The sequence below is a fragment of the Mycolicibacterium sp. XJ879 genome (assembly GCF_053483935.1).
On the sequence record NZ_JBEFTH010000002.1, the window covers coordinates 574793 to 598688 of the forward strand.

26 protein-coding genes, 1 tRNA gene and 1 pseudogene are annotated in these 23896 nt (G+C 67.9%); 14 read left to right on the plus strand and 14 right to left on the minus strand.

Going from position 1 to position 23896, the window contains the following annotated elements; all coding sequences use genetic code 11:
- The first annotated feature begins 25 nt into the window (after nt 1–25).
- Nucleotides 26–178: a hypothetical protein gene (locus ABQF13_RS06530; protein ID WP_448391892.1), complete on the plus strand. Its 153-nt coding sequence runs from the start codon at nt 26–28 to the stop codon at nt 176–178.
- Nucleotides 179–181: 3 nt separating this feature from the next.
- On the opposite strand, the gene ABQF13_RS06535 is transcribed toward ABQF13_RS06530, so the two are convergent.
- Nucleotides 182–853 (minus strand): phosphodiesterase, encoded by a 672-nt coding sequence (locus tag ABQF13_RS06535; protein WP_448391893.1) that lies wholly within the window; start codon nt 851–853, stop codon nt 182–184.
- A 116-nt stretch (nt 854–969) separates the two neighbouring features.
- Between ABQF13_RS06535 and ABQF13_RS06540 the strand changes: the two genes are divergently transcribed.
- Nucleotides 970–1659, plus strand: coding sequence for a HemK2/MTQ2 family protein methyltransferase (locus ABQF13_RS06540; protein WP_448391894.1), 690 nt, complete (start codon nt 970–972; stop codon nt 1657–1659).
- A complete protein-coding gene (locus tag ABQF13_RS06545; protein WP_448391895.1) occupies nt 1656–1886 on the plus strand; it encodes a CDGSH iron-sulfur domain-containing protein in 231 nt (76 codons plus the stop codon). The genes ABQF13_RS06540 and ABQF13_RS06545 overlap by 4 nt, the downstream gene beginning before the upstream one ends.
- On the opposite strand, the gene ABQF13_RS06550 is transcribed toward ABQF13_RS06545, so the two are convergent.
- On the minus strand, nt 1866–2879 hold the full coding sequence (locus ABQF13_RS06550) for an iron-containing redox enzyme family protein (protein ID WP_448392041.1): 1014 nt from the start codon (nt 2877–2879) through the stop codon (nt 1866–1868). The two genes, ABQF13_RS06545 and ABQF13_RS06550, sit on opposite strands and share 21 nt — an antisense overlap.
- Before the next feature lie 7 nt (nt 2880–2886).
- Here ABQF13_RS06550 and ABQF13_RS06555 point away from each other — a divergent pair, with 7 nt between their 5' ends.
- The gene (locus ABQF13_RS06555; protein WP_448391896.1) at nt 2887–3240 is read left to right on the plus strand and encodes a hypothetical protein; all 354 of its coding nucleotides are present in this window, start codon (nt 2887–2889) and stop codon (nt 3238–3240) included.
- Nucleotides 3241–3249: 9 nt separating this feature from the next.
- On the opposite strand, the gene ABQF13_RS06560 is transcribed toward ABQF13_RS06555, so the two are convergent.
- From ABQF13_RS06560 to ponA2, 4 genes and pseudogenes are all read right to left on the minus strand, one after another.
- Nucleotides 3250–3323, minus strand: a tRNA-Pro gene (locus ABQF13_RS06560).
- Nucleotides 3324–3592: 269 nt separating this feature from the next.
- A pseudogene (locus ABQF13_RS06565) lies at nt 3593–4681 on the minus strand (PLP-dependent cysteine synthase family protein); the annotation flags it as partial.
- Between the two features lie 10 nt (nt 4682–4691).
- Nucleotides 4692–5666, minus strand: a complete 975-nt coding sequence (locus ABQF13_RS06570) for a metallophosphoesterase (protein ID WP_448391897.1) — start codon at nt 5664–5666, stop codon at nt 4692–4694.
- Between the two features lie 74 nt (nt 5667–5740).
- Complete coding sequence (gene ponA2 / locus ABQF13_RS06575) at nt 5741–8203, minus strand: transglycosylase/D,D-transpeptidase PonA2 (RefSeq protein WP_448391898.1); 2463 nt, start codon at nt 8201–8203, stop codon at nt 5741–5743.
- Between the two features lie 305 nt (nt 8204–8508).
- Between ponA2 and ABQF13_RS06580 the strand changes: the two genes are divergently transcribed.
- Nucleotides 8509–8865, plus strand: coding sequence for a WhiB family transcriptional regulator (locus tag ABQF13_RS06580; RefSeq protein WP_448391899.1), 357 nt, complete (start codon nt 8509–8511; stop codon nt 8863–8865).
- Between the two features lie 4 nt (nt 8866–8869).
- Here the strand turns inward: ABQF13_RS06580 and ABQF13_RS06585 are convergent, their stop codons facing one another.
- Nucleotides 8870–10003, minus strand: coding sequence for an ATPase BagB (locus ABQF13_RS06585; protein ID WP_448391900.1), 1134 nt, complete (start codon nt 10001–10003; stop codon nt 8870–8872).
- Between the two features lie 28 nt (nt 10004–10031).
- The gene (locus ABQF13_RS06590) at nt 10032–11051 is read right to left on the minus strand and encodes an ATPase BagA (protein ID WP_448391901.1); all 1020 of its coding nucleotides are present in this window, start codon (nt 11049–11051) and stop codon (nt 10032–10034) included.
- A 75-nt stretch (nt 11052–11126) separates the two neighbouring features.
- Here ABQF13_RS06590 and ABQF13_RS06595 point away from each other — a divergent pair, with 75 nt between their 5' ends.
- The 3 genes from ABQF13_RS06595 to ABQF13_RS06605 are packed head-to-tail and all read left to right on the plus strand — an operon-like array spanning nt 11127 to nt 12555.
- On the plus strand, nt 11127–11288 hold the full coding sequence (locus ABQF13_RS06595; RefSeq protein ID WP_109747120.1) for a Sp36 family protein: 162 nt from the start codon (nt 11127–11129) through the stop codon (nt 11286–11288).
- Nucleotides 11285–11767 (plus strand): RidA family protein, encoded by a 483-nt coding sequence (locus tag ABQF13_RS06600; protein WP_448391902.1) that lies wholly within the window; start codon nt 11285–11287, stop codon nt 11765–11767. Before ABQF13_RS06595 ends, ABQF13_RS06600 begins: the two co-directional genes overlap by 4 nt.
- Nucleotides 11768–11775: 8 nt before the next feature.
- Nucleotides 11776–12555: an MBL fold metallo-hydrolase gene (locus ABQF13_RS06605; RefSeq protein ID WP_448392042.1), complete on the plus strand. Its 780-nt coding sequence runs from the start codon at nt 11776–11778 to the stop codon at nt 12553–12555.
- Nucleotides 12556–12616: 61 nt separating this feature from the next.
- Here the strand turns inward: ABQF13_RS06605 and crp are convergent, their stop codons facing one another.
- Nucleotides 12617–13291: a cAMP-activated global transcriptional regulator CRP gene (crp, locus tag ABQF13_RS06610; protein WP_069405269.1), complete on the minus strand. Its 675-nt coding sequence runs from the start codon at nt 13289–13291 to the stop codon at nt 12617–12619.
- Nucleotides 13292–13394: 103 nt separating this feature from the next.
- Complete coding sequence (locus ABQF13_RS06615; protein ID WP_448392043.1) at nt 13395–13670, minus strand: hypothetical protein; 276 nt, start codon at nt 13668–13670, stop codon at nt 13395–13397.
- A gap of 144 nt (nt 13671–13814) precedes the next feature.
- Here ABQF13_RS06615 and nth point away from each other — a divergent pair, with 144 nt between their 5' ends.
- The 4 genes from nth to marP are packed head-to-tail and all read left to right on the plus strand — an operon-like array spanning nt 13815 to nt 17210.
- Nucleotides 13815–14597: an endonuclease III gene (gene nth / locus ABQF13_RS06620; RefSeq protein WP_448391903.1), complete on the plus strand. Its 783-nt coding sequence runs from the start codon at nt 13815–13817 to the stop codon at nt 14595–14597.
- A gap of 20 nt (nt 14598–14617) precedes the next feature.
- The gene (locus ABQF13_RS06625) at nt 14618–15259 is read left to right on the plus strand and encodes a TlpA family protein disulfide reductase (RefSeq protein ID WP_448391904.1); all 642 of its coding nucleotides are present in this window, start codon (nt 14618–14620) and stop codon (nt 15257–15259) included.
- The gene (locus tag ABQF13_RS06630) at nt 15256–16026 is read left to right on the plus strand and encodes an NUDIX hydrolase (protein WP_448391905.1); all 771 of its coding nucleotides are present in this window, start codon (nt 15256–15258) and stop codon (nt 16024–16026) included. Before ABQF13_RS06625 ends, ABQF13_RS06630 begins: the two co-directional genes overlap by 4 nt.
- Nucleotides 16023–17210: an acid resistance serine protease MarP gene (gene marP / locus ABQF13_RS06635; RefSeq protein ID WP_448391906.1), complete on the plus strand. Its 1188-nt coding sequence runs from the start codon at nt 16023–16025 to the stop codon at nt 17208–17210. The genes ABQF13_RS06630 and marP overlap by 4 nt, the downstream gene beginning before the upstream one ends.
- Here marP and ABQF13_RS06640 read toward each other — a convergent pair.
- Both ABQF13_RS06640 and ABQF13_RS06645 read right to left on the minus strand, forming a co-directional pair.
- Complete coding sequence (locus tag ABQF13_RS06640; RefSeq protein WP_448391907.1) at nt 17203–18168, minus strand: alpha/beta fold hydrolase; 966 nt, start codon at nt 18166–18168, stop codon at nt 17203–17205. The genes marP and ABQF13_RS06640 overlap by 8 nt on opposite strands.
- The gene (locus tag ABQF13_RS06645) at nt 18168–18674 is read right to left on the minus strand and encodes a phage holin family protein (protein WP_448392044.1); all 507 of its coding nucleotides are present in this window, start codon (nt 18672–18674) and stop codon (nt 18168–18170) included. Before ABQF13_RS06645 ends, ABQF13_RS06640 begins: the two co-directional genes overlap by 1 nt.
- 206 nt (nt 18675–18880) lie before the next feature.
- Between ABQF13_RS06645 and ABQF13_RS06650 the strand changes: the two genes are divergently transcribed.
- Nucleotides 18881–19531: a S1 family peptidase gene (locus tag ABQF13_RS06650; RefSeq protein WP_448392045.1), complete on the plus strand. Its 651-nt coding sequence runs from the start codon at nt 18881–18883 to the stop codon at nt 19529–19531.
- A 5-nt stretch (nt 19532–19536) separates the two neighbouring features.
- On the opposite strand, the gene acs is transcribed toward ABQF13_RS06650, so the two are convergent.
- Complete coding sequence (acs, locus tag ABQF13_RS06655) at nt 19537–21489, minus strand: acetate--CoA ligase (protein WP_448391908.1); 1953 nt, start codon at nt 21487–21489, stop codon at nt 19537–19539.
- Between the two features lie 113 nt (nt 21490–21602).
- Between acs and ABQF13_RS06660 the strand changes: the two genes are divergently transcribed.
- Entirely contained in the window at nt 21603–22352 is a 750-nt protein-coding gene (locus ABQF13_RS06660; protein WP_448391909.1) for a Fic family protein, read from the plus strand.
- Nucleotides 22353–22793: 441 nt separating this feature from the next.
- On the opposite strand, the gene ABQF13_RS06665 is transcribed toward ABQF13_RS06660, so the two are convergent.
- Nucleotides 22794–23642, minus strand: coding sequence for an HAD-IB family hydrolase (locus ABQF13_RS06665; protein ID WP_448392046.1), 849 nt, complete (start codon nt 23640–23642; stop codon nt 22794–22796).
- Nucleotides 23643–23896 lie beyond the last annotated feature (254 nt).

Here is a 23896-nt window from a genome sequence, read left to right on the forward strand (position 1 = left end):
TTCGTCCGGTGACGAAAGGACTTTCATGCCGCGCGGAAAAGGGATCTACGACGACGAAGACGCCGACGAGCCCAAGGGTGGTCGGCCAGGTCCGAAGGACGAAGGTAACGAAGGCGGTATGGCTACCCGCGAGAACGCACCCGACGTCGCGGAATCCGGTGGGGAGCCCACCGCCTGAACGTCACTGCGCGTCTCGGCCCTGCCGGCTGCGCTGATACGCCGCCCGGCGAAATTCCCCGAGCCACCGGGGCAGGAGCGTGACATCGGGGTCGCTGTGCAACGTGGGGTCGAAGGCGATGTCGTCGGTGCTGGGGTCGGTGTGGCGAAGCGTCAGCCGCGCCAGCGGCCTGAACCCGTCCGTACCGGGGGCTTGGTCGATATCGAAAACCAGTCCGTCTGAACTGATTCGGTCACGGATCGCGTCCAGCGACAACCCGCGCCCCTCCAGACTGGTCACCAGGCGAGCGCGGACCCACCATGCGGTATCGCGATACTGCAGCGGCATCAGGCTGGAGAACGACGCACCCGCCCACGTCGCGACCGGCGAAAGCACGATCCGACTGTTGGCCACCGTGGAGGCCAACAACACATCCCAAGGCGTGCATCCGTGCAGGTCCTGCGGCGGCGGCAGCCGCCACGCCAGCCCTGCCACATCCGGCAGCGCACCGGGTAACCCGATACCCTTCGACACCCGAGCGATCACGTCGCACGAGGTCATCGGCAGACCTTCACCGTCCGGGGCGATCCGCTCGAGCAGTCCCTCGGCCATCACGCCGTTGGGATGGAATAACCGGCGACCGCGGATCGCCGCCCCGAGTCGGACGGGCAACGCGGCGAACTCAGAAGCGCGCACAGTGATGGGGTGCCCACGCGGCGTTGTGGCAAAACCGGGTTTTAACCACCCCGAGACCGGGCATTAAATCTCCGCTAGTGCTGCGACGGCGCAGTGAACTTTGTCGAAAGGCCGATGTGACTACCGCGTACACCGACCTGGGTAGCCCGATCATCGCCGAGGGTGTCTATGCCCCGCAAGAGGACTCCCAACTGCTCATCGATGTCATGGAGAAAGCCGGCCTGGCAGAGGGTCATCGGGTAGCCGACCTGTGCACGGGCTCCGGAGTCGCGGCTATCGCGGCAAGCGAGCAGAACGCCAAGGAGGTCACCGCCTTCGACATCTGCGCGCGTGCGGTGCACTGCGCGCGCACGAATGCTGCGGCCGCAGGCGCCGAAGTGGCTGTGCACCTGGGTTCGTGGGCGCGAGCGGTCGAATTCGGACCGTTTGATCTGGTGATCTGCAACCCCCCGTACGTGCCGCACGATCCGAGTTTCGACGACGCGCTGCCGTCGCACGTCGGCCCGGCCCGCGCCTGGGATGCCGGGTTCGACGGACGCCTCGTTTTGGACCCGCTGTGCGCGGCGGTGCCTGACCTTCTGGCCGACGGCGGATCTTTCCTTGTGGTGCAGTCCGAATTCGCATGCCCGCGTCAGACGCTGGGCGCGTTGGCGGCCGCCGGAATGGACGCTGAAATCGTTGCATACCAATGGATTCCGTTCGGGCCCGTGCTGACGTCGCGGGCCGAGTGGTTGGAGCAGACGGGCCGTCTCGAGCCGGGCCGCCGTGAAGAAGAACTCGTCGTCATCCGGGCCGACAAGCCATGAGCGACAGCCAGCCGCGCACCGTGCGGATCGTTCCGTCAGGGCCGGTGATGGTCCAGGGCCCCGTGCGCATCGAGATGCCCGACGGCCAAGTGGTGGAATCCGACCGGTTCATGGTCGCGATCTGCGCGTGCAAACGCAGCAAGGATTATCCGTTGTGCGACACCAGCCATCGCTGCCGGCGCCGCGCTGAGCCGACCGACAAGCCCTCAGACAAGCGGTCGGCGTAGCGACGAGCGGTTGCCGGTCCAGCAGGCCATCATGTGGTCGGCCAGTCGGTGCTCCACGACGTCGCGGGCCCGAATCCCGAACACCACATCGCGTTCCAGCTGCGGCTCGCGTGCGATGAGATTCCCGACCACGTCGGTGCGCACGACCTGTTCGTGCACGGCGTCGGCCACGACGTGCTCCTGGTAGAAGGCCACGCACGCATCGGGCGCGCCCATCCGTTCGAGGGCCTGAACCAGGCGCCGGGAACCGGGTGAGGAGGTGATCTCGGTGGACGCGAAGTGCCCGATCGTCGCCCCGCGCAACTCCCGGTGCAGTCCGAACAGCGACATCAGGTTGACCGACGCCAGCGCGTCGGCCGGCACCGCGTCGAGGTAACCCAGATACGACGAATCCAGCCGCGCGGCGTCCATCAACTCGGCGTACAGCTGCTGGTGAACGTGATCGCCACGGCCGCCGCCGAATTCGTCGAACTCGACCGCGACGAACGCGGCCTTGGAATGTCCGATCAGCCGCGGAATCGCCCATGCGTGCGGGTCGCCCTCCTTGAGGTGGTAGACCGAGCGGTGCACGAAGTACTCCTGCATCTGCTCCCAGGTGCCCTTGTCGCGCAGGTAGTAGGACGGGCCTTCGCCGTCGACCGGCTCGACCGAGAGCTTGTCCATCTCGGCAGCGGCGGTGTCGTCGGCCGTGATCTCACCGACGTCCTGGCGCACCGCGCTGAGGAAGGTCTCTTCCAGGCGGCCACGCAGGTGCAGCAGCGAGGGATTCCACTCCCAGCGGGGGCTGACGCCGGTGAATCCGCGGTAGTGCAGCTCGTAGCAGACGTACAGCGCCAGCTGCAGGTCGAGCCCGTACGGGTCGGCCTCGGCGACCGGCAAGTCGATCGGGCGGATGTGCAGCGCGGGCCGATCCCTGCGCAGCAGCTCGATGACGGTGGCGGACAGGGGGCCGACGGCCCGGGGCAGCGCGGGTTCGACAAAGACCGAAGGCATAGAAGACGTGGTCACGACCTTGTTAATTCCCCGCATCGATGCCGGTCAAACACCGTTTATCGACGTCGACGAGGGGGTAGTTCGACTCATACTGGCCGTGGCGAGGGGATCGGAAATGTTCGAGCTGGATGTGCTTCTGGCGATCTATCTCTGCGGCTGGGTCGTTGTCACGCTGGGCCTGTATGTCGCGGGTACGCGGCTTGCCGCACGCAGGACGACGGCACCACACACGCTGGGTGTCAGCGCTCTCGGCGGCGCGCTGTGGCCGCTGCTGCTCGTCGGTGTGGTGGAGGCGAGTTCCATCGTCGTGTTGACCAAGCTCGGGGCGAAGACGACACCGCAGATGGGTGTACTCGCGTAGCTGACGCAGTCGGGGTGGCGGGATTCGAACCCACGACCTCTTCGTCCCGAACGAAGCGCGCTACCAAGCTGCGCCACACCCCGCGTGAAGCCACGACAGCGTATCGCACCGGCGGGGTGCGAGGCCAAACGCTCACCCCGCGACCAGGACGCCCAACTTTGGGCTGCGACACGCCGCGGGATGGAAGTCGTTGTCGGTGGCGTTATGCACACTGACGACAGAGACCCGACGAAGCGAGGCATGAGATGACCGTGTTAGGCGCATCCATCTACGTGGGATTCTTCGTGCTGGCCGCGCTGTGGCTGTTCCTGACGTCCGAGGGCCCCCTGGTCGACCGCTCCGACGATTCCGGCCAGCGCCCCGAGCGCTCGAACTCGGCCAGCACCGACGCGGACTGCGCGGGATCCAGCCGCTGGCTGGTCAGCCACTCGTCGCAGAAGTAGGTGTCGGCGTAGCGGTCGCCGCTGTCGGCCAGCAGTGTGACCACCGAACCGCTGCGGCCCTCGACCAGCATCTCGGCCAGTAACCCGAACGCGCCCCACAGATTGGTTCCCGTCGACGGGCCCACCCGCCGGCCCAGTACGGCGCTGGCATGACGCGCGGCGGCCACCGATGCGGCGTCGGGAACCATGACCATCCGGTCGACCACGTCGGGCAGAAACGACGGTTCCACCCGCGGTCTGCCGATCCCTTCGATGCGCGACGACATCGACGTCACCACGTCGTCGCGGCGCTGCGCGTACGACGGGAAGAACGCCGAGTTCTCCGGGTCCACCACGCACAGCCGGGTGGCGTGGCGGCGGTAGCGGATGAACCGGCCGATCGTGGCGCAGGTTCCGCCGGTGCCCGCGCCGACGACGATCCACTCCGGAACCGGATGGGTCTCCTCACGCATCTGGTCGAAGATCGACTCGGCGATGTTGTTGTTGCCGCGCCAGTCGGTGGCCCGCTCGGCGTTGGTGAACTGGTCGAGATAGTGCCCACCCGTCTGCGCGGCCAGCCGCTCGGCCTCCGCGTACATCTGCGCCGACTCGTCCACGAAATGGCAACGCCCGCCTTGTGATTCGATGAGCTCGACCTTGCTGGCGCTGGTCGACGCCGGCATCACCGCGATGAACGGCAGACCCAGCAACGCCGCGAAGTAGGCCTCCGACACCGCCGTCGACCCCGACGACGCCTCGATGACGGTGGTGTTCTCGTCGATCCAGCCGTTGCACAGCCCGTAGAGGAACAATGACCGCGCGAGCCGGTGCTTGAGGCTTCCGGTGATGTGCGTGGACTCGTCCTTGAGGTACAGGTTCAGGTCGCAGTCACCGGCCCACGCGGACGGCAGCGGATACCGCAGCAGATGCGTGTCCGCGCTGCGCCTGGCGTCGGCCTCGATCAACCGGACCGCGTTATCGGCCCACGCGCGTGAACGGCTCCGGTCTGCGACAGTCACTCGGCAAGGCTCACCGCACGGACACGCTGGGGTGCGACTGGCCCGCTTTGCTGCCGACGTCACGGCCGCCGATGGGAGCCGGCACCAGCGTGAGCAGCGTGGCCTCCGGACGGCAGCAGAACCGCAGCGGCGCATACGGTGACGTGCCGATCCCCGCCGACACGTGCAGCTGCATATTCGCACCCCACCGCGACGGCCCCTTCGCCCGCGACCGATCCAGGTCGCAGTTGGTCACCAGCGCGCCGTAGAACGGCAGGCAAAGCTGGCCGCCGTGGGTGTGGCCGGCCATCACCAGCTGATAGCCGTCGGCGGCGAAGCGGTCGAGCACCCGCGGCTCAGGCGAATGCGTCAGCCCCAGCTTCAGATCCGCCGCGGCCGGCGCGGCGCCCGCGATCGTCTCGTAGCGATCCCTCGACAGGTGTGGGTCATCGACACCCGCGGCCGCGATCCGCAGCCCGTTGACGGCGAACTCGCGCCGATTGTGGGTCAAGTCCAGCCAACCGCGCTCGGTGAACGCCGCGCGCAGATCCTGCCACGGCAGCGGCTCACCGTGCACCCGGTGGCCAGGGTTGGACAGGTAGTTCAGCGGGTTCTTCGGGCGCGGGGCGAAGTAGTCGTTGCTGCCGAAGATGAACACACCGGGCACCGCGAGCAGTTCGGTCAGCGACTGCACGACGGCGGGCACCGCCTTCGGGTGCGACAGGTTGTCGCCGGTGTTGACCACCAGGTCGGGTTCCAGCGCCACCAGCTCACGCAGAAACGCCTGCTTGCGGCGTTGCGTCGGCCGCATGTGGATGTCGCTGATGTGCAGCACCTTCAACGGCGACGTCCCCGGCGACAGCACCGGCATGGTCACCTCGCGCAACACGAAGGCGTTGCGCTCGATGAGCGAGGCGTAGGCGATGCCGGCTACCAGCGCACCCGCGCCCGCGGCGGCGGTGCGTTTCAAGGTCGACGGTGACGAACGGGGTGAACGAGCAGGCATGCCTGTGAGCCTACTGCCACTCGCCTGCAGTTACCGATTTCCGCGGGCGGTCGTGGGCAACTCCACAGCACGGGTCAGCCCGGTGGCGGCGGCGGAGCCGGAGGCGGGGGCCCGAGCACCGGAACCGTGATCGGCGGCAGGCCCGGGATCTGCACCACGGTCTCGCCGACCGGGGCCGGAAGGCCCGGGATGCCCGGCGGACGGTCGGGCGCGGGCGGCGGCGGCGGCGCGATGCCGTTGGAGACCAGCAGCGTGATGATCGACCCCGGCACCGTATTCCCGGTGGGCGACGTGCCGACCACCGTGCCCCGCGACGATGAACTGTTCACCGGGTTGGCGTCGTCGGCGACCTGGAAGCCGGCGTCGCGCAGCCGCTGCCGGGCATTGCTCTCCGAGAGCCCGGCGACGCTGGGCACCTTGGAGCCGGGCCCCCCGTCGACGAAGCGCGGATCGGTCGGCGGCAGGCTGACCTCGCCGAAGGCGGTGGCGATCGGCTTCATCGCCGCGAACCAGGTGCGGGCGGGCTCGTTACCGCCGTACAGGTTGCCGTTACCGCCGCACTTGCGCAGCGGGAACGAGCACAGCGATCCCGGCGAGGACGAGTCGTCGTAGATGTAGTTCGCCGCGGCCAGCTGATTGGTGAAGCCCAAAAACCCCGACGAGCGGTGTGCCTCGGTGGTGCCGGTCTTACCCGACATCGGCAGATCCCAGCCCACCGAGCCGGCGGCGCCCGCGGCGGTGCCCGCGCCCTCGTCGTCCTTGCTCAACGCGTTGGCCAGCGTGTTGGCCAGCCCGTCCGGCACCACCTGTTCGCACGTCTCGGTGGTGACCGCGACCTGCTCGCCGTGCCGGTCGATGACCTCGGCGATCGGGTTCGGCGGACACCACACCCCACCGGACGCCAGCGTCGCGGCGACGTTGGACAACTCGAGCGGGTTGACCTCGATCGGGCCCAGCGTGAACGACCCGATGTTCTGCCGTTTGACGAAATCGGCGAGGCTCTCGTTGCTTTCGGGGTCGTAGTCCCGTGCGGTGCCGGGCAGCGCATAGGAGCGCAGGCCCAGCTTGACGGCCATGTCGACCGCGCGCGGCACGCCGATCTGCGAGATCAGCTTGGCGAACGCGGTGTTGGGGGAGGTGGCCAACGCGTCGGTGACGTTCATGCTGCCGCGGTAGTTGCCCGCGTTCTCCACGCACCACGTCGCCGGCGGGCAGCCCCTGGCGCCGCCGCTACCCAGGCCCTTGGCCTGGAACCGGGCCGGCGCGTCCAGCTGGGCGTTGATCCCCAGCCCCATCTCCATGGCGGCGGCCACGGTGAAGACCTTGAAGATCGACCCCGCGCCGTCACCGACCAGCGAGAACGGCTGCGGCTGCATCGTCTCGCCGGCCTCGGTGTTCAGGCCGTAGGTACGGCTGCTGGCCATCGCCAGCACCGGGTGGGACTCCTTGCCAGGCCGGATCACGCTCATCACGCTGGCGACGCCCTCGCGCCCGGGGTCGGCGAACTGGTTGACCGCCGCCTTCACCGGTGCCTGCACATCGGGATCCAGCGTGGTCTTGATCAGGTAGCCGCCCTTGGCGACCTGCTCCTTGCTGATGCCCGCGCGGGCCAGATACTCCAACGCGTAGTCGCAGAAGAACGCCCGGTCACCAGCGGCGATGCAGCCGCGGGGCAGCTCCTTGGGCTGCGGCAGCACGCCGAGGGGCTTCTCCTTGGCCGCCCGCAGCGCCGCGGCCTCCTCGGGGATGTTCTCGATCATCGTGTCCAGCACGACGTTGCGGCGCGCCAGCGCACCGTCGGGGTTGGTGTACGGGTTCAACGTGCTGGTGGACTGCACCAGCCCGGCCAGCAGCGCCGCCTGCTCCCAGTCCAGCTCGGAGGCGTCGATGCCGAAGTAGGTCTGCGCCGCATCCTGCACGCCGAACGCCCCGTTGCCGAACGACACCAGGTTCAGGTAGCGGGTCAGGATCTCGGGCTTGGTGAACGTCTTGTCCAGCGTCAACGCCATCCGGATCTCGCGCAGCTTGCGGGCAGGCGTGGTTTCCACGGCCGCGCGCCGTTCGGCCTCGGTCTGCGCGATGACCAGCAGTTGATAGTTCTTGACGTACTGCTGCTCGATGGTGGAGCCGCCGCGGGTGTCGAGGTTTCCGGACAGATAGCCCGACAGGCCGGTCAGGGTGCCCTGCCAGTCCACGCCGTTGTGCTCGGCAAACCGTTTGTCCTCGATGGACACGATCGCCAGCTTCATGGTGTTGGCGATGTCCTCGCTGGACACCTCGAACCGGCGCTGCGAGTACAGCCAGGCGATCACGTTGCCCTTGGCGTCGACCATCGTCGAGACCTGCGGAACCTCGCCCTCGACCAACTGCGCAGAACCGTTGGCAACCACGTCGGAGGCCCGGTTCGAGATCAGGCCGATGCCCCCGACCACTGGGAACATCAACGCGGCGGCCAGCACACTGGCCAGCAGAGCGCACCAGGCGAGCTTGATGAGCGTGACCGTCGTGGGCGGTCGCGTCGGCTGGTGCTCGGGCATGGCTACAGACTAACGACGCGAATTCCGCCGCAAAACGGGCAGCGTGGATCGGGGGACGGAAAAACGCCCAAGCAGCACACATATCCGCGTGGACGTCAATTTCCGGGCCTGACGGCACGGTCGTCCCAAAAAAGTAGGGAAACACCCATTGCGCGAAACCCTCTGACCACCTAAGTTGACAACACAGTGCGATGCAGGTCACATTAGGCCCCCGTACTGTGGCGTAGATCGCAGACGCTTTCTACACCGGACGACATGGCCGCCACGGCGTTGCCGAGGCGACAGGGAAAGAAGGGAAATCTCGGGTGTCAGCAACTAGGCCCGCGGCTCGCAGGACAAGCACGAACTCTTCCGCCCACACTGTTGCCCACGGCGCCGAAGCCGAAGCCCGTATCGCCTGGGTATCCCAGGCTCGATGCCGTCAGACAGATCCCGACGAGCTATTCGTACGAGGCGCCGCGCAGCGCAAAGCCGCGGTCATCTGTCGACACTGCCCGGTGATCTTGGAATGTGGCGCCGACGCCCTCGACAATCGCGTCGAGTTCGGAGTGTGGGGTGGGATGACCGAGCGTCAGCGTCGCGCCTTGCTCAAGCAGCACCCCGAGGTGGTTTCCTGGGCCGATTTCTTCGCCGCCCAGCGCAAACACCGCAGCGCCGTCTAGGCCACTAGGCCACGGAAACCTCACCGGTCATCTGATCGGCGATGGCCCGCAGTGCATCCAGATCCGAGACGTCGAACGGCAGCGACGGCACCCCGACGATCGCCACGTGCGGATTGGCGCCCGTGAACCGCGACAGCAGCCGGATCTCCCGCTTCGCCGTCATCGCGCGGTCGGCGTGAATCCGCAGCACGCCTTCCGTCAACGAGCCCGGGCCGGTCTTCTCGATTTCCTCGGCGGTTTCCTCGGCCTTCTCCGCGTGCAGCTCCTCGCACAGCGTCGGGTGGGTACGGTTGAGGATCAGCCCGGCCAGCGGCATGTGCTCTTCGGAGAGCCGGTCGACGAAGAACGACGCCTCGCGCAGCGCGTCCGGTTCGGCCGCCGACACCACGACGAACTGCGTCCCGCGACGCTTGAGCAGGTCGTAGGTGCGCTCGGCCTTCTCCCGGAACCCGCCGAACGTGGCGTCCAATGATTGGACGAAACTCGCGGCGTCGGAAAGCATTTGCGAACCCAGCACCGTCGACAGCGCCTTCATGGCCAACCCGACGGCTCCGGTGACGAGACGTCCGAAGCCCCGGCCCGGCGCCAGCAGCAGCCGCCACAGCCGGCTATCCATGAAGCTGCCCAACCGTTTTGGCGCGTCGAGGAAGTCCAGGGCGTTGCGCGACGGCGGAGTGTCGACCACCACGAGGTCCCATTTGTCCTGCGCGAGAAGCTGACCCAGCTTCTCCATCGCCATGTATTCCTGTGTGCCCGCCAGCGACGTGGCGACGGTCTGATAGAACTGGTTGTCCAGAATCGCGTTAGCGCGGTCGGCGCCGGAATACTGGACCACCATCTCGTCGAACGTCCGGCGCATGTCGAGCATCATCGCGTGCAACTCGCCGCGCACCTCCGGCGCCAGCGGTACGCGCTGCGGGGTGTTGCCCAGATCGGTGATGCCCAGCGCCTGGGCGAGACGCCGGGCCGGGTCGATCGTCAACACCACCACCGTGCGGCCGTATTCGGCCGCCCGTAACGCCAATGCGGCCGCCGTGGTGGTCTTGCCGACACCGCCGGCGCCGCAGCACACCACGACGCGGTTGGAAGTGTCCTCGATGATCGCGCGCATATCGAGCGCAGGGGGGTGGGTGCTCATCTACGTCTCCTCTAGTGGTCCGATGCGTCTACCGGACGCCCTGCTGTGCGAGCACTTCGGCGAGTTCATAGAGGCTGCCCAGATCCACGCCGTCAGTGATCTGCGGCAACTCGAGGCGCGCCACGTCCAACGCGTCGAGTTGCTCAGAACTCTCGGCGCGCGCCTTGATCCGGGTAGCGTGCTGGATGGTCTCGGTGAGCAGACCCGCGAAATCACTGTCAGACAACGTGATTCCGTGATCGGCCAGCGTCGCGCGGACCTCGTCGGCGTCGATGTGGCCTTCGGCGGCCTTGGCCAGATCCTGCGGTGACAGGTAGGCCGGGATGTTGCGGTTGACGATGACGCTGCCGATCGGCAGGTCCAGACCCTTGAGTTCGTCGATGGCTTCCAGCGTCTCCTGGATGGGCAGCGCCTCCAACAGCGTCACCAGGTGGATCGCGGTGAGGTCGGAATGCAACACCTTGACGACGCTTTCGGCCTGCCCGTGCACCGGCCCGCCCTTGGCCAGATCCGAGACCGCCTTGGTGACGTCGAGGAACCGGGCGATGCGCCCGGTCGGCGGCGCGTCCACCACGATGGCGTCATACACCGGTTGCTTACCCTTCTCGGCGCGCGTGACGATCTCGCGGATCTTTCCGGTGAGCAGCACATCACGTAACCCGGGTGCGATCGTCGTGGCGAACTCCACCGCGCCGATCCTGCGCATCGCCCGCCCGGCCAGGCCGAGGTTGTAGAACATGTCGAGGTATTCGAGGAACGCCGCCTCGGTGTCGATCGCCAGCGCGTTGACCTGACCGCCACCGTCGGCGGTGGCGATCTTGACCTCTTCGTAGGGCAGCGGCGGGACGTCGAATAACTGCGCAATCCCTTGGCGCCCTTCAACTTCCACCAGCAGCACCTTGCGGCCGCCGACTGCGAGGGCCAACGCCAGGGCTGCGGCGATCGTCGACTTGCCGGTGCCGCCCTTGCCGGTGATGAAGTGCAGGCGCGCCTTGGTCAGGCGAGACGGCCAGCCGACGGATTTGCCGCCATTGGTAGTGGAAGCCACGTGTGCATGCTAAACGACTGGTCTGCGCCTCCATGACGCCCGCAGCCTCATTTGACCGCCCGATAAGCTCGGCATATGACCGAACCGACCCGCTGGGAGTACTCCACCGTCCCGTTGCTCACCCACGCCACCAAACAGATCCTCGACCAGTGGGGCGAGGACGGCTGGGAACTGGTGTCGGTGCTGCCCGGGCCGACCGGTGAGCAGCACGTCGCCTATCTCAAACGACCGAAATGACGCCGGCGCCGGAGGGCCGACATCAGACCCCGGCCGCCCGGTTGGCCGAGCTGGGCATCGAACTGCCCGCCGTGGTGCCGCCGGTGGCGGCCTACGTGCCCGCGGTGCGCACCGGAAACCTGGTCTACACCGCCGGTCAGTTGCCGATGAAGGACGGCGCGCTGCTGCAGGCCGGCAAGGTCGGCGCCGAGGTCAGCCCCGAGGGCGCCAAGGCGCTGGCCCGGGTGTGCGCGCTCAACGCCTTGGCCGCAGTGGACTCGCTGGCCGGCATCGACGCGGTCGCGCGGGTGGTCAAGGTGGTCGGGTTCGTCGCGTCGGCCCCGGGCTTCCACGGCCAGCCGGGGGTGATCAACGGGGCCTCCGAACTGTTCGGTGAGGTCTTCGGCGCCGCGGGCGCGCACGCGCGGTCGGCGGTCGGGGTGTCGGCGCTACCCCTTGATGCGCCGGTCGAAGTAGAAGTCATCGTCGAGCTGACGTGAGCGAACCGGTGACCCTCGAGCACCCCGCGTACCGGCTTCTGCGGCCGGTCACCGAAACCGCGTCGGTGCTGCTGTGCGATAACCCGGGGATGATGACGCTCGACGGCACCAACACGTGGGTGCTGCGCGGGCCGGGCAGCGACGAGATGGTGCTCGTCGACCCCGGTCCCGAGGACGACGACGAGCACGTCGCACGGCTCGCCGACCTCGGCGAGATTTCGCTGATTTTGATCAGCCACCGCCACGAGGACCACGCCGGCGCCATCGACAAGATCGTTGAACGAACCGGCGCGGTGGTCCGCTCGATGGGCAGCGGTTTCCTGCGCGGTCTCGGCGCGCCGCTGACCGACGGCGAGGTCATCGACGCCGCGGGGCTGCGGATCACCGTGCTGGCCACCCCCGGCCACACCGCGGACTCGGTGTCTTTCGTCCTCGACGACGCGGTGCTGACCGCCGACACAGTGCTGGGCCGCGGCACCACGGTGATCGACAAGGAGAACGGCAGCCTGCAGGAGTACCTCGACTCGTTGCAGCGGCTGCGTGGCCTCGGCCAGCGCACGGTGTTGCCCGGCCACGGCCCCGAACTCGCGGACGTGGCAACGGTCAGCGACATGTATTTGGCGCACCGCGAGGAGCGGCTCGATCAGGTGCGCGGCGCGCTGCACGAGTTGGGTGAGGACGCCACCGTCCGCCAGATCGTCGAACATGTCTACACCGACGTCGACGAAAAGCTTTGGGACGTGGCCGAATGGTCGGTCCAGGCCCAGGTGGACTACCTGCGAGGTTAGCGAGTTCGGCGCGCTGAGGGACGCTGACGGGCCGCGAGCGCGCCGAAATCGCCGGGAGGACTCAACGCGCGCGGCGGGCCAGACGTTCGGAGTCCGAAATCAGCACGCTCTTGCCTTCCAACCGAATCCAGCCGCGGTGGGCGAAGTCGGCCAGCGCCTTGTTGACCGTCTCACGCGAGGCGCCGACGAGCTGAGCGATCTCCTCCTGCGTCAGGTCGTGCGTCACGCGTAGCGCGCCGCCCTCCTGGGTGCCGAACCGCTGTGCCAGCTGCAGCAGCTGCTTGGCAACCCGGCCGGGCACGTCGGTGAAGATGAGGTCGGCCAAGTTGTTGTTGGTGCGGCGCAGGCGACGGGCCAGCACCCGCAGCAGCTGTTCGGCGATCTCCGGGCGGTCGGAGATCCAGGCCCGCAGCGCGTCGCGGTCCATCGTCACGGCGCGCACCTCGGTGATGGTGGTGGCGCTCGACGTCCGCGGCCCGGGGTCGAAGATCGACAACTCGCCGAACATGTCCGACGGTCCCATGATCGTGAGCAGATTCTCCCGGCCGTCCGGCGATCGTCGACCGATCTTGATCTTCCCGGACACGATGATGTACAGCCGGTCACCGGGTTCCCCTTCGGCGAACACGGTGTGTCCGCGGGGGAAGTCGACGGGTTGCAGTTGCTTGGTCAGCGCGGATACGGCGCTGGGTTCGACCCCCTGGAAGATTCCGGCCCGCGCCAGGATCTCGTCCACGTTGCCCCTCTTAAGCTGTTAGGTGATATGACTGCGCAAAGCCGAGCTCTAGCCTGGTTAGCGAAATCAGTCTAGAGGTACCCCGTTTCGCGACCAGCCCACGCTACACACGATTGGCATGTCGAGTCCGCTGAAACTCAGGATTGACTGCCCGGTGTGGGTAATCGCGCGTGGGCAAATCCGGTGCCGCACCGTTGCGGGTCAGCGCGTGAATCGTCGACTCGTGCGCATGCCTGGGTTGCCGTATCCGGTCCGCGCGGGTCAGCGTGTCGACATCGGCGGCCCCGGTACGGGAGAGCAGGGTGGCCACGTCGGTGGCCGACACCGTGTCTCGGTGCAGGCCCGCTTCGAGACGGTCGAGGCCGAACGTTGCCAGCATCAGCAACCCCGGAATCAATCCGACCAGCAACCATGACACAACGCTGAAGTAAACACGGCCAAGGTCTCAGCGGGATCACAAATTGCCACCGGTCCGCGGCAGCGCCGTTCGGCGATGTCAGACGTCGTCAGTAGGCTTGCGGATGTGACCGTGGGCGACACATCAACGGGTAAGGCGGCCGCGGCCAAACGCGCCCGAAAATGGGACAGCGAAACCCGCATCGGCCTCGTGCGTCGGGCTCGGCGAATGAATCGGACGCTCGCGCAGGCGTTTCCGCATGTGTACTGCGAGCTGGACTTCACCAACCCGCTCGAGCTCACGGTCGCCACGATCCTGTCGGCGCAGAGCACCGACAAGCGGGTCAACCTCACCACCCCGGCGTTGTTCAAGCGCTACCGCACCGCACTGGACTACGCCCAGGCTGACCGTGCCGAGCTCGAGGAGTTCATCCGGCCCACCGGCTTCTTCCGGAACAAGGCCAGCTCGCTGATTCGATTGGGCCAGGAACTGGTCGAGCGGTTCGACGGCCAGGTGCCCGCCACCATGGCGGAGCTCGTCACGCTGCCCGGGGTGGGCCGCAAGACAGCCAACGTCATCCTCGGCAACGCGTTCGGCATCCCCGGCATCACCGTCGACACCCATTTCGGCAGGCTGGTGCGGCGGTGGCGGTGGACGGCTGAGGAAGACCCGGTCAAGGTCGAACACGCCGTCGGCGAACTGATCCCGCGCAAGGAGTGGACCGACCTGAGTCACCGGGTGATCTTTCACGGCCGCCGGGTCTGTCACGCGCGCAAACCCGCGTGCGGGGTGTGCGTGCTGGCCAACGACTGCCCCTCCTACGGGATCGGGCCGACCGACCCGATGACCGCTGCGCCGCTGGTCAAGGGCCCCGAAACCGAGCACCTGCTGGCGCTGGCCGGGCTGTAGCCCGGCCGGGGTGACACGACATGCGCAGTTCGACCCGGTGGACCGTGGCCGTGCTAGTGATCCTGGTCGCCCTCGGCGTGGCGCTGTGGAGCGAGCTCGGCGGCGACGACGACGGCGCCGACGGGCCGGGCACCGCCCGCGACCGCCGCGCCGCCGACACCGCCGTGGCGCTGGCCGGTCCCCGGGCACGTGCGGATCTTCGGCCGTGCCCGTCATCCGGCGTCGGCACCGGGCCCGAGGCGCTACGCGGTATCACGCTGGAATGCGCGGGTGACGGTGCGATGGTCGACGTCGCCGAGGCGTTGGCCGGCCGCACCGTCGTGCTCAACCTGTGGGCCTACTGGTGCGCGCCGTGCGCGGCGGAGCTGCCCGCGATGGCCGAATACCAGCGCCGCGTCGGCCCGGAGGTCACCGTGCTGACGGTGCATCAGGACGAGAACGAGTCGGCCGCCCTCGTGCGCTTGGCCGAGCTCGAGGTGCGGCTGCCGACGCTGCAGGACGGTCGCCGGTTAATCGCGGCTGCGCTGCGGGTACCGAACGTCATGCCCGCAACCGTGGTCCTTCGCGCAGACGGTAGCGTGGCCGACGTCCTGCCGCGCTCGTTTGACAACGCCGACGAGATCGCCGCAGCGATCAACCCGTCGATAGGAGTACCGGGGTGAACTGGGTCAGCGAAGACAGTCCGCTGACCCCTGAGGCCGCGCCGTCCTGGCTCAAACCGCTGCTCGACAACACCGACCTGGTCAAGCGGGCCTATCGACGCCGGGTGCCCCCCGAAGTGCTGGCCGCGATGGGGGTCAACGCGACGCCCGGCGCCGGCCGCGACGCGGCGGTGCTGGTGCTGTTCTCCGGTCCGCCACAGGCACCCGGCGGCGGGGCACCGCAGGACGTGGACCTGTTGGTCACCGTCCGCGCCGCCACGCTGCGCCACCACGCCGGGCAGGCCGCGTTCCCCGGCGGCGCGGCCGACCCCGGCGACCTCACCCCCGTGCACACCGCGCTGCGCGAGGCCAACGAGGAGACCGGCATCGACGTCCGACGGCTGCATCCGATCGCCACGCTGGAACGGCTGTTCATTCCGCCCTCCGGCTTCCATGTCGTACCGGTGCTGGCGTACTCCCCGGACCCCGGCCCGGTCGCCGTCGTCGACGAAGGTGAAACCGCGCACGTCGCACGCGTTCCGCTGCGGGCGTTCATCAACCCCAAGAACCGGATCATGGTGTACCGCAAGGAGAACACCCGCCGGTTGGCCGGGCCGGCGTTCCTGCTCCACGAGATGCTGGTGTGGGGGTTCACCGGCCAGGTGGTCTCGGCGATGCTCGACGTCGCCGGCTGGTCGCGTCCGTGGAACACCGACGACGTGCGTGAACTCGACGAGGCAATGGCGCTCGTCGGCGACGACTCAAGTTACGGTGAAACCCAACCATGACTTCGTCGCAGTGGCTCGACCTCGTTGTCCTCGCCGTCGCCTTCATCGCCGGTATCTCCGGATGGCGATCGGGGGCGCTCGGTTCGTTGCTGTCGTTCCTGGGCGTGGTGCTCGGGGCCGTGGCCGGTGTGCTGCTCGCGCCGCACCTGGTCGCCAACATCGACGGTCCCCGCACCAAACTGTTCGTGACGTTGTTTCTAATCCTTGCCCTGGTGGTCGTCGGCGAGATCGCCGGTGTCGTACTGGGCCGGGCGGTGCGCGGCGCTATCCGCAACGGCGGGCTACGCGCCATCGACTCCCTGATCGGGGTGGCACTGCAGATCGTCGCGGTGCTGGTGGCCGCGTGGATGCTGACCTATCCGCTGCAGACCTCGGATCAGCCGAACCTGGCTGCCGCGGTGCGCGGCTCGCAGGTGCTCAAGGAGGTCAACGACCTCGCACCGGACTGGTTGAGGCAGGTGCCTGCCCGGCTGTCGGCACTGTTGGACACCTCGGGCTTGCCTGACGTGTTGCAGCCGTTCGGGCGCACCCCGATCGTGGCCGTCGACGCCCCCGATGCCGCGCTGGCCGTCGACCCCGTAGTGGCGGCAGCGCGGCCCAGCGTGGTGAAGATCCGCGGCGTCGCGCCGGGCTGCCAGAAGGTGTTGGAGGGCAGCGGATTCGTTGTGGGGCCGGACCGGGTGATGTCGAACGCGCACGTGGTGGCCGGTTCCGACAGTGTCACGATCGAGGCCGACGGCCGGACCTACGAGGCCTACGTGGTGTCCTATGACCCCGACGCCGACATCTCGATCCTCGACGTGCCCGACCTGGCGTCCGAGCCGCTGCAGTTCGCCGAGACGCCGGCGTCGACGGGAACCGACGCGATCGTGATGGGTTATCCCGGCGGCGGCGACTTCGTCGCGACACCGGCCCGGGTGCGCGAGATCATCGAGCTGTCCGGACCCGACATCTACCGCACCAACACGGTGGAACGGGAGGTGTACACGATCAGAGGCACTGTGCGCCAAGGCAATTCAGGCGGACCCATGATCGACCTGGACGGCAACGTGCTGGGCGTGGTGTTCGGCGCCGCCGTGGACGACGCCGACACCGGGTTCGTGCTGACCGCCAACGAGGTGTCGCGTCAGCTCGCCGCGATCGGCAACACCGAACGCGTGGCCACCGGCACCTGCATCACTTAACGCGGTACACCTGCGCCACAAAGCGCGACAGTTGCTCGTTGACCGCTTCCGGTGCCTCTTCGTGGGCGAAATGGCCTGCGCCGGCGATCGATACGTAGCGGCCGTGCGGTGCGTAGTGCTGGGTGCGATACACCGGATCGGCCAGCACGTACGGGTCGGCGTCCCCGCGGAGGTGAAGCACGGGAACGTTGATCGGGCGCCGCATCGACTGCATGAACCGTCGGCCTTCGCCGCGCAGCTGGCTGCGTACGGCCCAGCGCTGGTACTCCAGCGCCGAATGCGCCGCCGACGGGATCTGGACCGCGCGCCGCAGATGACCGATGGTCTCGGAGAAGTCTTCTGAGGCAACCCATTTCGCGCCCGCCCTGCGGTGCACCAGACGTTCCAGTTCCTCGGCGTCGTGCCGGGTCAACGCCCGCTCGGGCCACATCGGCACCTGGTAGCGCAGCAGCCACGGCAGCAGCGCCGCGCGTTGGTCGCGCCGCCGCAGCACCGAGGCGCGAAGGGCGACCGGATGCGGCGAGCTGACCACGGCGATCGCCCGCACCGCGCGCGGGTGCAGCACCGCGGTGGCCCAACAGACCAGCCCGCCGTCGGCGTGGCCTACCAACGTGGCCTCGTTGTGGCCGAGCGCGCGCACCAGGCCGGCGGTGTCCCCGGCCAGGGTCCAGCCGTCGTAGCCGCGCGGCGGTTTGTCGCTGCCGCCGTAGCCGCGCAGATCCACGGCCACCACCCGCGCGCCGGTCAGCCCGCGCAACTGGTGGCGCCACGACCACCAGAACGATCCGAAGCCGTGCAGCAGGATGACCAGCGGCCGTTCGGTTGCCAGCGTCGTGGACGCGTCGGGGGAGTCGGCCTCCACGACGTGGAAGCGAATTCCGTTGGCGTGCACATCACGATGACGCCATGGGCCGTCGATTCGGACTACCGACGGATCGGGCGGTGGCCCGGAGGGCATTACCAGCCTGATGGGTCGGTCGCCGGCTTACCGTCGCCGGCGGCGGTCTTGGCCTTGTCGTGGCCCGGGGTCAGCGCTTCGGGGATCTCCTTGACCGATTCGATGGTCTGCTGCGGACCGCGGATGCGCCGCACCTTGAGGTAGCCGAGCAGGCCGAAGATCGCGGTGACCACGACCATGATGCCGAACACGATCAAAAACGCCGCCCAGCGCCAGATCCAGGTGTCGAGCAGTTCGGCGACGAAAAAGAAGAAGAAGAACGTGGAGTAGAACAGCACCACCAGCGCCAGGATGAAGTAGACGCTGCCGGTCAAGCCCTTCTTGACGTCGCGGGTGATCTCGGCCTTGGCGAGTTCGACCTCCGCGCGTACCAACGTCGATACCTGCGTCGTGGCGTCCTTGACCAGGTCTCCGATGGACGGGTCGGCCTTGGCGGCGTGCGGGTCGACCAGTGGTATCGACGTCACGGTGGTCGGCGCGCCATTGCTGCGATCGCTCACGGACAGTTCCTCCCGCCTCGGCTATCGGTCGCGGTTCATGTTGCCATGTCGGGTGGCGGCATGTGGCGTGCGGCCGACCGCGGGCCGACCGGCGATAGACTGACCGGGTTCCAGCACGGCAGGTCGGGCTCGCGATTGAGGAGACATCTTTGAGGACCAGCGGCCGCTGCCTGCGTCGTCTCGCTACCACGTTCGTCGCCCTTGCCGGGCTGATGGGACTCGTCGCGTTCGCTCCCACGGCATACGCCGCCGACCCGGTGGTGCTGGGCGGCGGGTCGGGTCTGGTCGTCAACGGCGAGACGATGTGCACGCTGACCGCGATCGGCCATGACAACCGCGGCAACCTGATCGGCTTCACCTCCGCGCACTGCGGCGGACCCGGCGCACAGGTGGCGGCCGAAGCCGCGCCGAACGCCGGCGTGGTGGGCACGATGGTCGCCGGCAACGACGCGCTGGATTACGCGGTCATCCAGTTCGACCCGGCCAAGGTGCGACCGGTCAACAACATCGACGGGTTCCAGATCGACGGGCTCGGCCCCGACCCCGTCGTCGGCGACATCGCCTGCAAGCTGGGCCGTACCACCGGCTACTCGTGCGGCGTCACGTGGGGTCCGGGCACCGAACCCGGCACCTTCGTCAACCAGGTGTGCGGTGGGCCGGGTGACTCCGGTGCACCCGTCACCGTCCACAACCGGCTTGTCGGCATGATCCACGGTGCGTTCTCCGAGAACCTGCCGACGTGCATCATCAAGTACATCCCGCTGCACACGCCCGCGGTGACAATGTCGTTCAACACCCAGCTGGCCGATATCACCGCGAAGAACCGGCCGGGTACGGGTTTCGTTCCGATCGGCGCGTCGTAGCGCGCTTACTTGCTGGTCCGGATGTTCTCGAAGACGCTGGGGTCCACCAGGGTTGAGGTGTCTCCGAGATCGCGGCCCTCGGCGACGTCGCGCAACAGCCGACGCATGATCTTGCCGCTGCGGGTCTTGGGCAGCTCGGGTACGACGTGGATTTCGCGGGGCCGGGCGATCTTTCCGATCTCCTTGGCGACCTGCTCGCGCAGCACGTCGACCATCTCGTCGCCGCTGGACTTGGCGTGCGCCTCCAGGATGACGAACGCGCAAATAGCCTGTCCGGTCTGCGCATCGCTGGCGCCCACCACGGCGGCCTCGGCGACGTTCTGGTGCCCGACGAGCGCCGACTCCACCTCCGCGGTCGAGATGCGGTGTCCGGACACGTTCATCACGTCGTCGATACGGCCCAGCACCCAGATGTCGCCGTCGGCGTCGTAGCGCGCCCCGTCGCCGGCGAAGTACCACCCCTGCTTTTCGAACCGCTTCCAGTACGTGTCCTTGTAGCGCTCCGGGTCGTTCCAGATGCCGCGCAGCATCGCCGGCCAGGGCTGGTCGAGCACCAGGTAACCGGTGACCGGTTCGGCGTCGGGCGGGCTGGGCGGGATGCGCTGGCCGTCCTCGTCGACGATCTGCGCCGAGATGCCCGGCAGCGCCGCCATGGCCGCACCCGGCTTGGCCGCCGTCACGCCGGGCAGCGGGGAGATCATGATGGCGCCCGTCTCGGTCTGCCACCAGGTGTCGACCACCGGTGTCTTGTCCGCGCCGATCACCTTGCGATACCAGCGCCACGCCTCGGGGTTGATCGGCTCGCCGACCGAGCCCAGCAGCCGCAGGCTGGACAGATCGTGCGCGTCGGGAATCTCACGACCCCACTTCATGAACGTTCGGATCAACGTCGGCGCCGTGTAATAGACCGTGACACCGTACTTTTCGATGATCTCGAAGTGCCGATGCTCGTTGGGCGAGTTGGGCGTGCCCTCGTAGACCACCTGGGTGGCGCCGTTGGCCAACGGTCCGAACACGATGTAGCTGTGCCCGGTGACCCACCCGATGTCGGCGGTGCACCAGTACACGTCGGTCTCGGGTTTGGAATCGAACACGTAGTGCTGGGTGTAGGCGGCCTGGGTCAAAAAGCCGCCGGTGGTGTGGACGATCCCCTTGGGTTTGCCGGTGGTGCCCGAGGTGTAGAGCAAGAACAGCGGATGCTCGGAGTCGAACGCGTCAGGCGCGTGCTCGGGTGAGGCGCTGTCGACGACGTCGTGCCACCACACGTCGCGGCCTTCGGTCCAGGGCACATCGATGCCGCAGCGGCGCACCACCAGCACATGCTGCACCGACGGCTGGTCGGCCACCGCCTGATCGGCGCCCTCTTTGAGCGGCATGGCCTGGCCGCGCCGGTATTGGCCGTCGGAGGTGATCACCAACTTGGCTTCGGCGTCCTGGATGCGCGCGGCGAGCGCGGAACTCGAGAAGCCGGCGAACACCACCGAATGCAGCACACCCAACCGCGCGCATGCCAGCATCGCAACGAGTGCCTCCGGGACCATGGGCATGTAGATCGCCACGCGATCGCCGGTGGCCAGGCCGAGATCGGTCAACGCGTTGGCCGCCTTGCACACCTGCTCCTGCAGTTCGGCGTAGGTGATCGAGCGGCTGTCGCCGACCGGCTCACCCTCCCAGTGCAGCGCCACCCGGTCACCGTGGCCGGCCTCGACGTGGCGGTCCACGCAGTTGTAGGCGACGTTGAGCTTGCCGCCCACGAACCACTTCGCGAACGGTGCGTCCGACCAGTCCAGCACCTCAGTGAACGGCGTGGCCCAGTGCAGTCGCTCGGCCTGTTTGGCCCAGAACGCCAACCGGTCGCGCTCGGCCTCTTCATACATCTCGGCCGTCGCGTTCGACTGGGCGGCGAACTCATTGGAGGGCGGATAGACGGCAGGTGCTTCGGTGTGCGTCTCGGTCATATCTGTGAGGGTAGTCACCGAACGCGACGCGCGGTGAGCATGTCACAACGGATGGGCGGGCCTGCGATACGCGGCGGCTGACGCAGGTGTCGGTTCGGCTAGCGTGGGCTGCCGTGACCGCTTCCGCCGATCCGTTGTCCCCGCTCGTCGAGTTGCCCGGGGTGGCGCAGGCGTGCGAGGAAGCGGGTGAGGCGCTGGGCCGCGCGCACCGGCACCGCACCAACTTGCGCGGCTGGCCCGCGACCGCCGCGGAGTCCGCACTGCGCGGTGCGCGGGCGTCGTCGGTGCTCGACGGCGGCTCGTTGAAGTTGGGCGACGGCGACGACATCGACCCCGTGCTCGCCGGCGCGATCCGGGTGTCCGAAGCGCTCGAGGGTGGCGATACCACGCTGGTGCGGGTGTGGCGGCGCGCGCCGCTGCAGGCGCTGGCCCGGTTGCATGCGCTGGCGGCCGCCGACCTTGTCGACGACGACCGCCTCGGGCGTCCCCGCGCCGACGCCGACGTGGGGGACCGGCTTGCGCTGCTGTCCGACATCGTGACGAGTGGCACGCGGGTGCCCGCCGCGATCCTGGCCGCCGTCGCGCACGGTGAACTGCTGACGCTCGCCCCGTTCGGCAGCGCCGACGGTGTGGTGGCCCGGGCGGTGTCGCGGTTGGTGACCATGGCCAGTGGCCTCGATCCGCACGGGCTGGGCGTGCCGGAGGTCTATCTGATGCGGCAGTCCGGTGACTACACGGCCGCCGCACGCGGCTTCTCGTCCGGGACGCCGGACGGCCTGACGGCATGGCTGTTGTTGAGTTGCCGGGCGCTGCACGCCGGTGCGCGCGAAGCGTTGTCGATCGCGCAGGCGATGGGTTCGTAGGCGTCTGTAGAACAACAACGTGAAGCGGGCGGCGTTCCGAGTGATTCGGCTCGCCGCCCGCTAGCGCGGGGACCCGGTTACCAAGCGTGCTGTGGTGGGCTGCGTGGGTGGCCTCGGCGTCTTGTCGATGCGCTCCGGCTGCGACCCCACCCAAAGGGTCATCTTGGGAAAACTCCCGTGGGAAAACTCCCGCCGTCCGCTTTTCGCAAATACGCAGGCCCGCAACACTTCTGCCTATTTCGCGGCATGTGCTCCGCGTGGGTGCCGGGATCCGCGCTAGGGAGCCTGGTTCGGGAGTCCGAGCCTTCTCTTCCGGCTCGGCCTTGGCCTTGCCAAGCTTCCGTGCTTCCATTTGTACCCCGTGACCGCGGTCACAGCAAGGGCTAAAACCGGCACCGGGTCCGGATCGTTACGGATCGCGAAACCGGGTGCCCGGACGGCTCAGAATGCGAAGCGCCGCAGCAGCGAATAGGTAAGTGCGCCAGCCGCCAACGCGCTCACCCCGACCGCTGCGGTGGTAGCCACCGCGGCGCCCGACGGCGCGGGGATGCGGTCGCGCAGCGACACCGGTTTGGAGAACGTGAGCACCGGCCAGTTGCGCGCGGCGGCTTCTTTGCGCAACGTGCGATCCGGGTTTACCACGGCCGGGTGGCCGACGATTTCGAGCATCGGCAGATCGGTGATCGAGTCGGTGTAGGCGTAGCAATGCTCCAGGGCGTAGCCCTCGGTGGAGGCGAGCTGGCGAATCGCCTCAACTTTGCCTTCGCCGTAGCAGTAGAAGGCGATTTCACCGGTGTAGCGGCCATCCTCGACGACCATCCGCGTGGCCATGGCGTGGGTGGCGCCGAGCGCCCGAGCGATCGGCGCGACGATTTCCTCACCCGACGCCGAGACTACGACCACGTCGCGGCCGCAGAGCTTGTGATCGGCGATCAGCTCGGCGGCTTCTGCGAACACCAACGGGTTGACGACCTCGTGCAAGGTCTCGCCGACGATCGACTTCACCTGCTCGACATCCCAGCCGGCGCACATGTTGGTCAAGTACGCGCGCATCCGGTCCATCTGGTCGTGGTCGGCGCCCGACATCAGGAACAGGAACTGGGCGTAGGCGGACTTGAGAACGGTTCGCCGATTGATTAGCCCTTGGGCGAAGAAGGGTTTGCTGAAAGCCAAGGTGCTCGATTTGGCGATCACCGTCTTGTCGAGGTCGAAGAACGCAGCGGTTTTCAGCGGCTCGCCCGCCGGCCGGGCCGGTTGCGGAACTGTCGACCGTCCGGTCGGCGGTTGCAGTTCTGTCACGGCGCCAGCATAGGTGCGCGCGCGTGACACCAGCGAGGCGGCTGTACAAACTGGCAGTTCACGACACGTGGCGGTGACTGTAACCTTTCGCGTTTCCGCTGCTTTCTTCGGCAATCAACTCTTGCGCCCCGCCATACTGGCGTGTGTATAGTGAGGCTTACCCGGCTTGTGTCGGGTGTGCATCAGCCCGACCCCCCGGGGCTGATACACGACGACCTCCGCCTCCTCCCCCCCTGGCGGGGGTC